This window comes from Bradyrhizobium lablabi, from assembly GCF_018129385.1.
GTDB classification, from domain to species: Bacteria; Pseudomonadota; Alphaproteobacteria; order Rhizobiales; family Xanthobacteraceae; genus Bradyrhizobium; species Bradyrhizobium lablabi_C.
Genome location: NZ_JAFCLN010000005.1, coordinates 137,692 through 151,365, shown reverse-complemented (window position 1 = coordinate 151,365; position 13,674 = coordinate 137,692). Strand labels below are relative to the sequence as shown.

The 13,674-nt window shown below is 64.5% G+C and carries 13 protein-coding genes; 2 read left to right on the top strand and 11 right to left on the bottom strand.

Annotated features, from left to right (window positions below; genetic code table 11):
* Positions 1 to 21: 21 nt before the first annotated feature.
* A complete protein-coding gene (locus JQ628_RS12665) occupies positions 22 to 687 on the bottom strand; it encodes a 2-hydroxychromene-2-carboxylate isomerase (protein ID WP_212222898.1) in 666 nt (221 codons plus the stop codon).
* A gap of 197 nt (positions 688 to 884) precedes the next feature.
* On the opposite strand from JQ628_RS12665, the gene JQ628_RS12660 reads away from it, so the two are divergent.
* A complete protein-coding gene (locus JQ628_RS12660) occupies positions 885 to 1,361 on the top strand; it encodes a winged helix-turn-helix transcriptional regulator (protein WP_212222897.1) in 477 nt (158 codons plus the stop codon).
* Positions 1,362 to 1,378: 17 nt separating this feature from the next.
* Here JQ628_RS12660 and poxB read toward each other — a convergent pair whose 3' ends face one another.
* The 6 genes from poxB to JQ628_RS12630 form a co-directional block, all read right to left on the bottom strand.
* Complete coding sequence (gene poxB, locus JQ628_RS12655) at positions 1,379 to 3,115, bottom strand: ubiquinone-dependent pyruvate dehydrogenase (RefSeq protein ID WP_212222896.1); 1,737 nt, start codon at positions 3,113 to 3,115, stop codon at positions 1,379 to 1,381.
* A 165-nt stretch (positions 3,116 to 3,280) separates the two neighbouring features.
* Complete coding sequence (locus tag JQ628_RS12650; protein WP_212222895.1) at positions 3,281 to 4,630, bottom strand: globin-coupled sensor protein; 1,350 nt, start codon at positions 4,628 to 4,630, stop codon at positions 3,281 to 3,283.
* 178 nt (positions 4,631 to 4,808) lie between these two features.
* Positions 4,809 to 6,059, bottom strand: coding sequence for a TCR/Tet family MFS transporter (locus JQ628_RS12645; protein ID WP_212222894.1), 1,251 nt, complete (start codon positions 6,057 to 6,059; stop codon positions 4,809 to 4,811).
* Positions 6,056 to 7,435, bottom strand: a complete 1,380-nt coding sequence (gene der, locus JQ628_RS12640) for a ribosome biogenesis GTPase Der (protein ID WP_212222893.1) — start codon at positions 7,433 to 7,435, stop codon at positions 6,056 to 6,058. The genes JQ628_RS12645 and der overlap by 4 nt, the downstream gene beginning before the upstream one ends.
* Before the next feature lie 54 nt (positions 7,436 to 7,489).
* Complete coding sequence (locus tag JQ628_RS12635) at positions 7,490 to 8,011, bottom strand: hypothetical protein (protein WP_212223150.1); 522 nt, start codon at positions 8,009 to 8,011, stop codon at positions 7,490 to 7,492.
* Between the two features lie 24 nt (positions 8,012 to 8,035).
* Positions 8,036 to 8,689 carry a tetratricopeptide repeat protein gene (locus tag JQ628_RS12630; RefSeq protein WP_212222892.1) on the bottom strand — a complete coding sequence of 218 codons (654 nt, stop codon included), beginning with the start codon at positions 8,687 to 8,689 and terminating at the stop codon, positions 8,036 to 8,038.
* Between the two features lie 260 nt (positions 8,690 to 8,949).
* Here JQ628_RS12630 and JQ628_RS12625 point away from each other — a divergent pair, with 260 nt between their 5' ends.
* Positions 8,950 to 9,804 carry a hypothetical protein gene (locus tag JQ628_RS12625; RefSeq protein WP_212222891.1) on the top strand — a complete coding sequence of 285 codons (855 nt, stop codon included), beginning with the start codon at positions 8,950 to 8,952 and terminating at the stop codon, positions 9,802 to 9,804.
* A gap of 137 nt (positions 9,805 to 9,941) precedes the next feature.
* Here the strand turns inward: JQ628_RS12625 and JQ628_RS12620 are convergent, their stop codons facing one another.
* The 4 genes from JQ628_RS12620 to JQ628_RS12605 all read right to left on the bottom strand — a co-directional run bounded on the left by JQ628_RS12620 (position 9,942) and on the right by JQ628_RS12605 (position 13,647).
* Positions 9,942 to 11,537, bottom strand: a complete 1,596-nt coding sequence (locus JQ628_RS12620) for a class I adenylate-forming enzyme family protein (RefSeq protein WP_212222890.1) — start codon at positions 11,535 to 11,537, stop codon at positions 9,942 to 9,944.
* Between the two features lie 10 nt (positions 11,538 to 11,547).
* Positions 11,548 to 12,372, bottom strand: coding sequence for a 3-methyl-2-oxobutanoate hydroxymethyltransferase (gene panB, locus JQ628_RS12615; protein ID WP_212222889.1), 825 nt, complete (start codon positions 12,370 to 12,372; stop codon positions 11,548 to 11,550).
* 3 nt (positions 12,373 to 12,375) lie between these two features.
* The gene (locus JQ628_RS12610; RefSeq protein WP_212222888.1) at positions 12,376 to 12,960 is read right to left on the bottom strand and encodes an NnrU family protein; all 585 of its coding nucleotides are present in this window, start codon (positions 12,958 to 12,960) and stop codon (positions 12,376 to 12,378) included.
* 69 nt (positions 12,961 to 13,029) lie between these two features.
* Positions 13,030 to 13,647, bottom strand: coding sequence for a hypothetical protein (locus JQ628_RS12605; protein ID WP_212222887.1), 618 nt, complete (start codon positions 13,645 to 13,647; stop codon positions 13,030 to 13,032).
* Between the last annotated feature and the right edge of the window lie 27 nt (positions 13,648 to 13,674).

The window sequence follows — 13,674 nt, the reverse complement described above, 5'->3', positions numbered from 1 at the left end:
TCCGAACGAGCAGCCCGAAGATCAGGACGCGGCGCCCGCCCGCATCGCTTCGCGCCCGCCCCGTGCGGGCAATTGCGCCAGAATTTCCTCCTCGACGTCGCGAAGCTGATCCTTGCCGAAGAACATCTCGCCGCCGACGAAGAAGGTCGGCGAGCCGAAGGCGCCGCGCGCGACCGCATCTTCCGTGAGCTGCACCAGCCGGCCCTTGATCGCGGGCTCCTGCGATTTCGCTGCGATCCGCGCCGCGTCGATGCCGGACGCCTGCAACGCAGATATCATCACCGCGGGGTCGTCCATCTTCTTCGGCTCTTCCCACATGTGATGATAGACGGCGTGGAAGTACGGCCAGAACAGCCCCTCGGCCTGCGCGGCAACCGCGCCACGCATCAATTGCAGCGTGTTGACGGGAAAGAACGGATTGTTGCGGAAGGTCGTGATGCCGTGCTTGCGGATGAAGCGCTCGGTCTCCCGGCCCATCTGCTCGCGCTTGTTCTTGATGCCCTTGAGATAGTCGGCGGGCGAAGAATTGCCCGTCAGCTTGTAGATGCCGCCGAGCAGCACCGGCACGTGGTCGAAACGAACTCCGGTCCGCTTCTCCACCTCCGGAATGACCTTTGCCGCGAGATAGGCGTTCGGGCTTCCGAAATCGAACAGGAATTGAACCTTGAGACCTGCATCAGCGGCCATGCGCATCCCCGTCGTGTGAGCCGAATGGACATCGGCATTGAGGGGACGATATCGTTCTAAAAAAGAACTGTCAATCGTAGCGCTTGCACAAGCACGTGTCGAACATTGGTCGGTTTTGCATCCCGTGTTAATTCCTATTTGGAATGCAATATGTTATGTCGTATTGGTTGGCGGGATGAGGCTCGCGGAGAGTTGAGATGAGATGGGACACCCTTGAGGACGAGCAATGCTCGCTGGCGCGGACCGTTGCGGTGATCGGCGACCGCTGGAGCCTGCTGGTGCTGCGCGAATGTTTCCTGCGCGTCCGCCGCTTCGAGGAATTCCAGTCGCGGCTGTCGATCACGCGGCACCTGCTCGCGGACCGGCTCAAGAAATTCGTGAAGTTCGGCGTGTTGCGGAAGGTGAAGTACCAGGATCGTCCGGCGCGCTACGAATACATCCTCACGCAGCGCGGGCTCGATCTATATCCGATCGTGATGTCGATCGTGCATTGGGGCGACACCCACATGGTCGACGAGCGTGGCAGGCCCCTGCTCCATCAGCACAAGAATTGCGGAAATTTTTTCGATCCGGTGATGATCTGCTCCGAATGCGGTGAGCCGCTCTCTGCGAAGCAGGTTCACACCCATCCCGGCCCCGGCGCGCCGCAATCGCCCGCCGCGAGCGAGGCGTAGTCAGGCCCGCCGGGTTCTCAGCGCGAAAGCAGGTTGGTCTTGGCGAGATCGAGAACCTCGTCGCCGCGGCCGCTCATCACGGCCCGCAGGATCCACAGGCTAAAGCCCTTGACCTGTTCGGCGGTGATCGTCGGCGGCATCGACAATTCCTGCTTGGCGGTCACGACGTCGAGCACCGCCGGCCCGTCATGGGCAAAGACCTCGCCGATCGCCTTCGGCAGGGCGCCGGGATCGTCGACCCTGACCCCGTGAATGCCCATGGCACGGGCCATCGCGGCAAAATCCGGGTTTTCCAGATCGACGCCGGTCTCGACCAATCCGGCCGCCTTCATCTCGAGCGCGACGAAGCCGAGCACGCCGTTGTTGAAGATCACCACCTTCACCGGCAGCTTCATCTGCTTCAGCGTGATGAGGTCGCCCATCAGCATGGCAAAACCGCCGTCGCCCGACATCGACACCACCTGCCGCTTCGGCTGGGCCGCCTGCGCGCCGATCGCATGCGCCATGGCGTTGGCCATCGAGCCGTGCACCCATGAGCCCAGCAGGCGACGGCGGCCGTTCATCGTGAGATAGCGCGCGGCCCAGACCGTCGGCGTGCCGACATCGGCGGTGAAGACCGCATCGTCGGACGCCTTCTCGCTGAGCAGCCGCGCCAGATATTGCGGATGGATCGGCTTGTTGCCGGGGGTGCCGCGCGCCAATTCGTCGAGCCCGGCGCGCGCCTTCTTGTAATGCGCCACGGCGGCATCGAGATGCTTGCTATCGCTCTTGCCGGTCAGTTTCGGCAGCAACGCCTCGATCGTGGCGCCGACATCGCCGACAAGGCCGAGATCGAGCTTGCAGCGGCGGCCGACATTCTCGGGACGAATATCGACCTGCGCGATTTTGGCGTCGCTCGGGAAAAACTGCTTGTAGGGAAAATCCGTCCCGAGCATCAGCAGCACGTCGCAGGCGTGCATGGCGGCGTAGCCCGACGAGAAGCCGATGAAGCCGGTCATGCCGACGTCGTAGGGATTGTCGAACTCGACATGCTCCTTGCCGCCGAGCGCATGCACGATCGGGCTCTTGAGCTTCTCCGCCAGTCGCATCAGGCCGGCATGGGCGCCCGCGCAGCCACGGCCGCAGAACAGCGTCACGCGCCTCGCATCATTAAGCAGCGCGGCCAATGCGGCCAGTTCGGTCTCGGCCGGTACAACCACCGGCGCTGCCGGCAGCAGCCCGGCATTCGGCGAAATGCCCCGGCCAGGTGCCTTCTTCAGCGCAACGTCGCCAGGGAGCACCAGCACCGCCACGCCGCGACGGCCGACCGCAGCGCGGATCGCATTTTCCAGCATGTAGGGCAGTTGCGAAGGGTCCGAAACCAGCTCGCAATAGTGGCTGCATTCCCGGAACAGGTCCTGCGGGTGCGTCTCCTGAAAATAACCGCCGCCGATCTCGGCGGAAGGAATATGCGCCGCAATCGCCAGCACCGGCGTACGGCTGCGATGGGCGTCGAACAGGCCGTTGATCAGATGAAGATTGCCCGGCCCGCACGATCCCGCGCAGACCGCGAGCTGGCCGGTGACTTGCGACTCGCCGGCCGCCGCAAACGCAGCGACCTCCTCATGGCGGACATGCACCCATTGGATCGTCTTGCGCTTGCGCAGCGCTTCGGTCAGGCCGTTCAGGCTGTCGCCGACCACGCCGAACATGCGCTTCACGCCGGCCTGGATCAGGGTTTCCGCGATCAGGTCGGCGACATTGTCGATCTGCATGGGCGCCTCCGGCTGTACTCCGCAGCCGGTGTAACCGGCAGAGGGGTCTCAAACAAGGCGCGATGCCGGGAGGCGTTTCGAATAGGCACGATCGTGATCAAGCCATGCAGATTGCCGCGATCATGGGTAACAAGCCCGGATCGCGCGCGCATCTTCTTCCCTGAATCAGGCCGCCCGCACCGTCTTGAGGAACTGTGCGACCTCGGCGCGCAACATCTCCGACTGGCGCGACAGCTCGCCGGCGGCCGAGAGCACGTTCGAAGCGGTCGCTCCCGCCTCTTGCGCGGCGGCGCTCACGCCTTTGATGTTGGTGGATACGCCGGTCGTGCCGCCGGCGGCCGACTGGGCGCTGCGCGAGATTTCCGTGGTCGCTGCATTCTGCTCTTCCACTGCGGAGGCGATCGCCGTCGACACTTCCGACATGTTCCGGATGACGTCGGTGACGCTGCGGATCGTCAAAACCGAATCCGAGGTCGATTGCTGAATGTCGCCGATCTGGGTCGCGATCTCGGAAGTGGCCTTTGCGGTCTGTTCTGCCAGGCCCTTCACCTCCGAGGCGACCACCGCGAACCCCCTACCGGCCTCCCCCGCACGCGCCGCCTCGATCGTGGCATTGAGCGCAAGCAGGTTGGTCTGGGACGCGATATTGGTGATGAGGTCGACGATCGCGCCGATCTTTTGCGCAGCCTCCGAAAGGCGATCGATCGATTTGCCGGCCTCATCGGCGCCCTGGGCCGCCTTGTTCGCGATGTTCGTGGAGTCCTGAACGCGCCGGCTGATTTCGGCGATCGAGCCGCTCAGCTCCTCGGCGGCGGACGCCACCGCATTGACGCTGCCCAGCGCTTCTCCGGCCGCCCTCGTCACCGCGTCGGACCGCTCGGTGGTCTGACTCGTCGCCGCTCGCATGGTCTTCGCCGCGGACTGAAGTTCCGTTGCAGATGAAGCGACGACGCCGACCACACCGCCTACCTTGGCCTCGAACTCGCCCGCGAGCCGCTCCAAGACGGCGCGCCGCTCGCGACGGCCCGCTTCGATATAGACGGATATCGCGAGATCCATGTCCAGCATGGCCGCCTTGACGACCGCCGCCTGGATTTCAGCTTTCTTTTGCTGCGCATTCCGCTGAAAGCGCCCGACGGGATAATCCAGTGCAATGCACTTGATCAGATCCGAGATCAGGGCGTTGTAGCCGCCGATGTACCATCGAGGCTCGAGCCCAAGCGTGTTATGAACCTCGCCGATCCGCGTCACCGAGGTCATGTAGGCTTCGTTGAAGTTGCCTTCGAGGATGATGCCCCAATGCTTGAGCTGCATCTCCTTGGCATGCCACATGCTCGCCTCCGACTTGAAGAAGGCCGACGTTTGCTGGAAGCGTCCGACATGCTTGTAGAAATTGTCGAGTATCCCCGACATCCTTTCAAGAACGAATGACCTGGCTTCTCGCAAGGCCGCGGCGGTTGCGTCGTCGATGCGGTTGAATTGGAGGCGGATGTGGCTGTCGTCCTGGCGGGTCATGCAGATGCTCGGTGAGCGTTGAAATTGCGGAACCAACCTGCGGAGCGACGCTGCTTCAAGGGCACATCGTCCGCGGCAAGCTCACGGGAAAATTCGGAAAATATGATTTCCAAACAATTAAAACGAGCACGGGGAAAATACTTATATTCATACGCGTTCCATCGATGGAACCCGCCGGCTAGTTGTGACGGCTTCCTGCGAGCGTTCGCATCGAAACAAGCAGCGCCAACACGAGGAGCACCGACGCCAGAAAGAATGGCGCACCCGGCAGCTTGAACGGCGCCGTCTCGCCGATGAAATAGGCAAACGACAGCGTGAACAGGAAAGGCCCCAGCAGTTGCGCCATGCTGTTGACGCTGTTGGTGGCGCCCTGCAACTGGCCCTGCCGCTCCGGCGAAACCAGCCGCGTCATGATCGCCTGCACGGCCGCGCCCGCCACACCCCACAGCGACATCACGGGTATGCCGAGCCAGAACAACGGGCCGCTCGGGGCCGCGGCATAGATGAAGAAGCCGGCCGCGCCGCAGGCGAGCCCCAGGAAGAGCGCGCGCCGCTCGCCGAAGCGCGTCACGATCGGCCCGATCGCCCCGCCCTGCACCACCATCGAGCAGATGCCGACCAGCGCGAGCGTGAGCCCGACGGTCTTTGCATCCCAGCCATAACGATAGCTCGCATACAGCACGAACACCGACGGCAGCACCACATGGGCAAGCTGCCCGAAGAAATTGGCCAGCGACAATCCCGCGAGGATGCGGTCGGAGGCAAGCAGACGCAGCGCGCCGACCGGATTGGCGCTTTTCCAGCGCCACGCCGAACGCCGTTCTTTCGGCAGCGATTCCGGCAGGATGAAGAAGCCGTAGAGCGTGTTGGCAAAGCTCAAACCCGCCGCCACCCAGAACGGCAGCCGCGGATCAGAATCGCCGAGCAGGCCGCCGAGCGCCGGGCCGAGGATGAACCCCGCACCGAACGCGACACCGATCTTGCCGAACACCGCTGCCCGCTGCGCGGGCGCCGTGATATCGGCGATATAGGCAAAGGCAGTGGAGATGCTCGCCGTGGTGATGCCGGAAATGACGCGTCCGACGAACAGCCACAGGAGCGAAGGCGCCAGCGCCATCAGCACATAGTCCAGAGCCGTGCCGAGGTTGGAAAGCAGCACCACCGGCCGCCGCCCGAAGCGGTCGGACAGCGCGCCCAGGATCGGCGAAAAGAAAAACTGCATCAGCGCCCAGGCGGTGCCGAACAGGCCAAAGATGCGCGCCGCGCTTGCGGTGTCGTTGTCGACAAAGCTCTCGATCAGCTTTGGCAGGACCGGAATGATCAGGCCGAGCGCCAGCGTATCGAGCAGGATCGTGATGAAGATGAAAACGACCGCCGCTCCGCGTGGCGCCGCCGCCTCGACGGGATTGGCCTGCTCGCTTTCGCTCATGACGGGCGCTTGCGCTTGTGCGCGAACGGATTGGCTTTTTCGCGCAGGGTAATGCGCACGGGCGTGCCGGGCAGCTCGAACGCCTCGCGCAGCGAGTTGGTGAGATAGCGCAGATAGGATTGCGGCACCGCGTCAGCCCGCGAGCAGAACAGCACGAAGCTCGGCGGCCGCGCCTTGGTCTGCGTGATGTAGTTCAGCTTCAGCCGCCGCCCGGATACCGCCGGCGGCGGATTGGCGCTGATTGCCTGTTCGAACCAGCGATTGAGGGCCGCCGTCGGCACGCGCTTGTTCCAGACGGCGTAGGCCTCCTGGATCGCCGTCATCAGGCGATCGATGCCCTCGCCCATCAGCCCGGATACGGCCACGATCGGTGCGCCCTTGACTTGGGGCAGCCAATGATCGGCGTCGGTGCGCAGTCCGGAGATGAGCCCGCCCTTCTTCTCCACCAGATCCCATTTGTTGACCGCCAGCACGATCGCGCGGCCCTCGCGCTCGATCAGGTCGGCGATGCGAAGGTCCTGCTCCTCGAACTTGTTCTGCGCGTGCATCATCAGCACGACGACCTCGGCAAAGCGCACTGCGCGCAGCGCGTCCGCCACCGAAAGCTTTTCCAGCTTTTCCTCGATCCGCGAGCGGCGCCGCAGGCCCGCGGTATCGAACACGCGAAAATCGCGGCCCTGCCAGGTGATCTCGACCGCGATGGAATCGCGCGTGGTGCCGGCTTCAGGGCTGGTCAACAGCCGCTCCTCGCCCAGCAGGTGATTGATCAGCGTCGATTTGCCGGCATTGGGACGGCCGACGATCGCAACGCGGATCGGCCGGGTGGCAATCTCCTCTTCCGAGATCTCGTCGTCTTCGGCCTCTTCATCGTCCTCGGCCGGCTCAGGCATCAGCGCGGCCAGCGCATCGTAGAGTTCGCCCATGCCCTCGCCATGCTCGGCGGAAATCTGTACGGGATCGCCCAGGCCAAGCGCGTAGGATTCCATTGCGCCCAACTCGCCGTGCTTGCCTTCGGCCTTGTTGGCGACCAGCACCACCGGCTTGTTGGCGCGGCGGGCGAAATCGGCAAAAGCGCGGTCGTTCGGGGTCAAGCCGACGCGCGCGTCGATCACGAACATCAAGGCGTCGGCAAGCTCGATTGCGGTCTCGGTCTGCTCCTGCATCCGCGCGGTCAGCGAGCCCTTCGTGCCCTCGTCGAGGCCGGCGGTATCGATGATGGTGAAGCGGAGATCGCCAAGCCGCGCCTGGCCCTCGCGGCGGTCGCGGGTGACGCCGGGCTCGTCATCGACCAGCGCGAGTTTTTGCCCGACCAGCCGATTGAACAGCGTCGACTTTCCGACATTGGGCCGGCCGATGATGGCAATCGTAAAGGACATACAAAATCCGAATCACCCGTCAGCACGGGCGTGTCAATGCAACGGCAGCGAAATTCAGCGCTGGAAACTGCCGCTCGGCATCGGCGCGGGGAATGCGGATTGCTGCTGCGCCGGCTGCGCCTGCGGAGCCGAATCGGGCGGCGGCGCGGTAGTGCGGCGGCGTACAATCTTTGCCGGCTTGGGCGGCGGGGGCGCCGCGGCGACGCTGTTCTCGTCGTCGGCGGGCGCGGCGTCGGGATCTGGTGCCGCAGCGGGCGCGGCAGCCTGCTTGGTCCTGCCCTTCGATTTCGCACCGGGGGGCGGCTCCGGCGGCGGAGCGGCCGCCGCGGCTGCCGCCGCGTTCTGCTCGTCGATCTGCTGCTGGCGCGCGCCTTTGTAGAGATCCTTTGGCACGCCCTGCTCGAGGCCCGGCACGCCTTCGGGGAAGACCGGCTTGCGTTCGCCCGGAAGCTTCTTCTTGGTGTCGAGGAAGTCGAGCATGTCGGTCGGATCGAAATTGGCCGTGCTGCAACCGGCCACCGCGCCGGAAAGCGCAGCGAGCACGGTCAGGACGATCAGGTTTTTCGATCCGCGCATGGTCATGCCCCGCTCAGCCCGCCGTCAGCTTTTCGCAACCGGCGGCAGCAACGCTTGCAGCGCTTCCGCGCGCGAGCGCAAGGCCGGCGGCGACTCGCCATCATTGGCAATCACGTCCAGCCACTGCCGCGTCGCCGCGGTATCGTTGGCGCGCCAGGCCGACAGGGCCAGGAGTTCGCGCGCGGTATGGCGGAAGGTCGCGTCCTTGGCGGTGGCCGGCTCAAGCCGCTGTAGCATGTTCGGATAGGGTGTGGTCTCCAGCAGCAATTGCGCGGCGCGGATCCGCGCAAGATCGCGCTCGGGCGCGCCGACACTCGAGTCGGCGGCGATGTCGTCGTACATTTTTGCCGCGGCCTGCTTGTCGCGGTGGGCGGCTTCCGCCGCCGTGCGCAGCCGGGCCAGGATGCGATATCCGCGCGGCGCCTTGGCGGCGAGGTCGGCAAAGGCTGCTTCCGCTTCGGCGTGCTTGTTGGCGTCGGAGAGTTCCACGGCCTTGTCGAAGAGGGCGCCGGCCTCCGCGGCCTTCTTGGCCTCGAGGTACTCATAGCCGCGCCAGCCGCCGACCCCCGCAACGATCAGCAGGGCCAAGGCGACGATGTAGAGCGAATACTTGTCCCACAGCTTCTTGAGCTGTTCGCGACGTACATCCTCGTCTACTTCATCAAATAATTCAGACACTTAAGGCTATCCCATACCCCGGTAAGGCCCGTTAAAAATGGGCGGCGCCACACGCCCGGCCCGGGTCTCGCGGCGGCGTTACCCTATCGATATGGCGGTGGCAAGGCAAAGCCAGCCCAATCAAGGTGTTACCCGGAGATGATTAATAGCGGGGGTTAGCGCGAATCCGGCCTGTGACAAACGGCCCGCAGCGTTGACAGCGAGGATCAAGATTTGGCGTATTCCGGTCCGTTGTCCTTCGTTCGTTTTGCAGGTGATTCATGCTTCGCCGCGTCCTGATTGCGATTTCGGTTGCTCTTCCGGCTGCCCTGCCCACAGCTTCGCAAGCCCAAAGCATCCAGGCAAAGACGCCTGACAGTGCCTTCGCGGGAAAACTTCGCCCAGACATTCTCGGCGTTTCGGAAGAGGCCACCGCCGACTCGGCCCGCGCCATCTTCGATGCCGCGTTCAAGGGCCGCACCGACACCAGAACCGACATCCAGCAGCAGAAGTTCGGCGCCACCAGCTACATCAGCGCGCTGAACTTCAGTGCGCCTGCCGGCGCAAAGACCGGCGAAGCGCTGTCGGCCAATTTTTCTTCGCCTGCCAGTGCCAACCGCGCCTACTTCGTCGTGCGCAACCTGACCTTCGCAAAGGACCAGCAGCCGTCGATCGCCGAGATGGTCAAGCAGGTGATGGACAAATACGGCGTACCGACGATCGTCGGCGACCAGCATTTGTATTACGTCTATCGCGGCAAGAGCATCGTCTCGGTGGGCGGCAAGTACAAGGAGCCGGCGGCGGTCGAAGCCATCGCCAGGCCGCTCGATCCGAAGATGGCGCTGAAACTCAATGCCACCAGCACCGGGCGCGGCAGCTGCGTCGCCGTCGTCAAGCGGGCGCTGGCAAAGGACAGGACGCTGAACAGCTTGCTCGATGACGCCAAGGGCGCCAATTGCGACGGCGTGCTGAGCGCCCATTTCACGCCAGGTACGGCGTCCGACCGGGTCGGCACCGCAGAGTTCACCCTGCTCGACGTCAAGCGCGTGATCAGCGCTGCGGCGATCGATAGCGAAGCGCTGGCCGCGACGCAGGGTAGCAGCGCCCTGCCAAAGGGCGCCGCGCCGAAGCTGTAGCCCACGCGCGAATTCTTATCCGTCATCCTGAGGTGCCCGCGCGAAGCGCGGGCCTCGAAGGATGGAATCGGCCACAGGCGGGCCGTCTATCCTTCGAGGCACGCTTACGCGTGCGCCTCAGGATGACGGTACTGAGACTAAGACCCCGCCGCAAACGCCTCGCGCAACTGCCGCTTGATCACCTTGCCGTTGGCGTTGCGCGGCAGCGGCTCGGCGGTGATCTGCATCGTCTCCGGCACCTTGTAATCCGACAGCCGCTCCGCACACCAGGCGCGCAGCACTTCGCCGGCCACCCCGTTGCGCGTCACTACCACCGCATGCACGCGCTCGCCCAGCACCGGGCACGGCTTTGCGATGATCGCGCTCTCGACCACATCAGGGTGGCCCGCCAGCACCGATTCCACCTCGGCCGAATAGATCTTCAAGCCCCCGCGGTTGATCATGTCCTTCTGCCGATCGAACACGCGCACGAAATTGTCGGCATCGATCGAGCCGAGATCGCCGGAATGCCAGAAGCCGCCGGTAAAGCTTTCCGCGGTCGCTTTCGGATTGTTCCAGTAGCCCTTGATGACAGAGGCGGACCGGATCCAGATTTCGCCGATCTCGCCGCGCGGCAGTTCCCTGCCCTCGCTATCGACCGCGATGATATCAGCGCCCGGGCACGGCAGGCCGACGCTGTCGATGTGGGATGCGACGAACTGGGCAGGCATCATGGTCGAGGGTGAGGTCGTCTCGGTCGCACCATAGCAATTGGCGAGCTGCAATCCCGGAATTTTCACTGCGAGTTTCTCGATCGTGGCGATCGGCATCGGCGCGCCGCCAAAACCGCCGATGCGCCAACTCGAGAGATCGTAGCTGTCGAAATCCGGCTGGAGCAGGCAGAGATTATACATCGCCGGCACCATCACCGTGTAGGTGACACGCTCGCGCGCGGCGACCCTCAGATATTCGGCTGCCTTGAACTCGGGCATGATGATCAACGCGCCGCCGCAGCACACCATGGTCATGACATTGGCGACCACGCCGGTGACATGGCCGAGCGGTACCGCGGCGATCGAGCGATCCGCCGCCGTCAGCTTCAGGCAGGAAACAAACACGGCGGAGGAATGGATGACGTTGCAATGCGCCAGCATCGCGCCCTTCGGCTTGCCCGTCGTGCCGGAGGTGTAGAGGATCATCGCGGTATCCTCTTCGCCGACCTCAGCGGGGCTGGCTGCGGCATGGTCGAGCAGCCCGCCAAATTGCGAGACGCGCGGATCGTCATCGACGGCAATCCGGCGCACGAGATCGGGAACGTCGCCCGCATCCGGCAACCGCTCGGCCAGCGCGGCCTCGTGCACCAGGGCCTTGGCGCCGCAATTCGTCAGCACATAGGCAATCTCCGGCTTCTGCTGGCGGGTCGAGAGCAGCACCGTCACCAGCCCGGCATGCGCCGCGGCAAACATCGTCAGCACAAATTCGATGCGGTTGCCGAGCAGCACCGCGAGCCGGTCGCCGCTTTGCAGTCCCAGCTTCTGAAAACCGGCCGCAATCCTTGCCGATTGCGCCACCGCCTCGCGCCAGCTCATGCGACGATCGCCGCACACCAGAGCCTCGCCATCCGGATTCTTCGCGGCCGCTTCCGCAATCATCGCCCAGATGCTTTTCGGCCGCTCGCAAAAGGCCGGCACCAGCCGGTCGCCGAACCGCGCCTCCAGCCGCATCGCCGGGATTGAATGCTTCGACCAGTCCATTGCCCCGCCCTCAGGCTTTTGTCTTCATGCCATAAACATGCTCCGGCCCCGGAAACGCGCGGGCGCGCACATCGTCGGCATAGCCCTTTACCGCGGCTTCGATCGCGGGTCCAAGGTCGCCATAGCGCCGCACGAATTTTGGCGTGCGCGGCGACAGGCCGAGCATGTCCTCCAGCACCAGCACCTGGCCGTCACAGGCCGCGCTCGCGCCGATGCCGATGGTGGGAATGGCGATCTCCTGCGTGATCTTGCGTGCCAGCGGTTCGGCCACCGCCTCGATCACGACCGAGAACGCGCCCGCGTCGGAAATCGCTCGCGCATCCTTCTCGATCGGCTCCCAACTGCCCTCTTCGCGCCCCTGCGCGCGGAACGAGCCGAGCGTGTTGATCGATTGCGGCGTCAGCCCAACATGGCCCATCACGGGAATGCCGCGCTCGGACAGGAACGCGACCGTCTCCGCCATCCGCTCGCCGCCCTCGAGCTTCACCGCGCCGCAATGGGTTTCCTTGAGGATCCGCACCGCGGAATGAAACGCCTGTTCCTTGGAAGCCTCATACGAGCCGAACGGCATGTCGACGACGACAAGCGCATGCTGCGATCCGCGCATCACCGCGCGTCCCTGCAAGATCATCATCTCGAGCGTGACCGGCACGGTGGTCTCGAGCCCGTGCATGACATTGCCGAGGGAGTCGCCGACCAAAATCACGTCGCAGTAGCGGTCGACCAGCGCCGCCGTGTGCGCGTGATAGGAGGTCAGCATGACGATGGGATCGCCGCCCTTGCGAGCGAGGATATCCGGCGCGGTCTTGCGCCTGATGGCCGATTGAACTGACATTTCTTACGCTCCAACGACAGGCACGCCGATCACGACCGGATGGAACGCGAAGGCAAGTGCGAGATAGGCGATGACGCCGACCGCGACCGCGATCAGGTCATTGCCGGGCCCGCCGACGGGGATCGGCGGCCCGCCGCCATCGGTGCGGCGCTTCAGCGTGATGCGGTCGAACACCGCCCAGGCCAGGAACGAGCCGAACAGGATGATGGAGCCGAGATCGCCGTTGGCGAGCAGATGCGCTGCCGCCCACAATTTGATGCCTGCCAGCATCGGATGCTTCAGCGTGGTGTAGATGCGGCCGCGGATGTAGGCGGCCACTACCAGGATCACCGCCGGCAGCATCAGGGCCACCGTGATATGCTTCATGGCGGTCGGCGGATACCAGACATTGATCCAGCCGGTGGCGCGGTAGTTGGCAAAACCCCAGACGATCAGCGCAAGCCCTGCTGCGGAGGCCAGCGAATAGCCGATCTTGTAGCCGCCCTCGCCCGTCGAGGCGATCACCTTCGCCCGCGCCGCGCGCTGGGTCGTCAGCGTATGGACGCCGAGGAACAGGATCAGCCCCAGGATCATCACCGTCAGTCCCACCCCTGTCCTCCCTTGGCGCTTTTTCCCGCCCAATCGCCTATCATTTTTGGCGCGCCGGAGGCAATGCGCTCAGCGCGGTGCGGGCGTCTGGTTCTGCGATGACTTTCCAAGGTCGCGATTGTCGACATAGCGGATCGCGATCGGCCGGCCGGCCAGCGCACCGCCGAGCCCGTCGGTAAATTTCAGCGGCATGCACGCATTGAGCGAGGCATTGATGGCGTTCAGATAGGTTGTACGCGTCTCCGCCGGCACGCCGGCCGTGGCAAAGGTCAGTTGCGGCTTGGCGATGATCTGACCCGAGCGCTTGAAGCTGAAACGCACCGACATCTGCATGCCCTCGCGCGCATTGTCGGCCGGCGGCGGCGTCCAGCACGAGCGCAACGCGGCGAAGAGATCGCCGATGTTATTGAGGTCATGATCCGGCTTCTTGTATTTTGCGGCGTCTTTCTCGGACGGCACGGTCTGGACCGTGAGCTGCAGGTTCTGGCCGTAGGGGTAGTCGATCTCGGGAACGCACGGCCCGTTGTTGAAGATGCTGCAAAAGGACGGCGTACAGGGCTGGCCGTCGAGCACGCTGCAGGGCGAATGCGAAAACGGCGCGGCCTCGAGCGGGTGCTGCTGCGCGCCGGCCTGGCCGGCAAGCGCGGCCATACCGACGAAAACCAGAAGCAAGAGAACGCGGCGCATCATCCCCAAAAGATGAGGCGCGTCCCG

Coding starts and splice junctions, on each gene's coding strand:
- JQ628_RS12665 (WP_212222898.1), bottom strand. CDS start 687: ATGGCCGCTGATGCAGGTCTCAAGGTTCAATTCCTGTTCGATTTCGGA.
- JQ628_RS12660 (WP_212222897.1), top strand. CDS start 885: ATGAGATGGGACACCCTTGAGGACGAGCAATGCTCGCTGGCGCGGACC.
- poxB (WP_212222896.1), bottom strand. CDS start 3,115: ATGCAGATCGACAATGTCGCCGACCTGATCGCGGAAACCCTGATCCAG.
- JQ628_RS12650 (WP_212222895.1), bottom strand. CDS start 4,630: ATGACCCGCCAGGACGACAGCCACATCCGCCTCCAATTCAACCGCATC.
- JQ628_RS12645 (WP_212222894.1), bottom strand. CDS start 6,059: ATGAGCGAAAGCGAGCAGGCCAATCCCGTCGAGGCGGCGGCGCCACGC.
- der (WP_212222893.1), bottom strand. CDS start 7,435: ATGTCCTTTACGATTGCCATCATCGGCCGGCCCAATGTCGGAAAGTCG.
- JQ628_RS12635 (WP_212223150.1), bottom strand. CDS start 8,011: ATGCGCGGATCGAAAAACCTGATCGTCCTGACCGTGCTCGCTGCGCTT.
- JQ628_RS12625 (WP_212222891.1), top strand. CDS start 8,950: ATGCTTCGCCGCGTCCTGATTGCGATTTCGGTTGCTCTTCCGGCTGCC.
- JQ628_RS12620 (WP_212222890.1), bottom strand. CDS start 11,537: ATGGACTGGTCGAAGCATTCAATCCCGGCGATGCGGCTGGAGGCGCGG.
- panB (WP_212222889.1), bottom strand. CDS start 12,372: ATGTCAGTTCAATCGGCCATCAGGCGCAAGACCGCGCCGGATATCCTC.
- JQ628_RS12605 (WP_212222887.1), bottom strand. CDS start 13,647: ATGCGCCGCGTTCTCTTGCTTCTGGTTTTCGTCGGTATGGCCGCGCTT.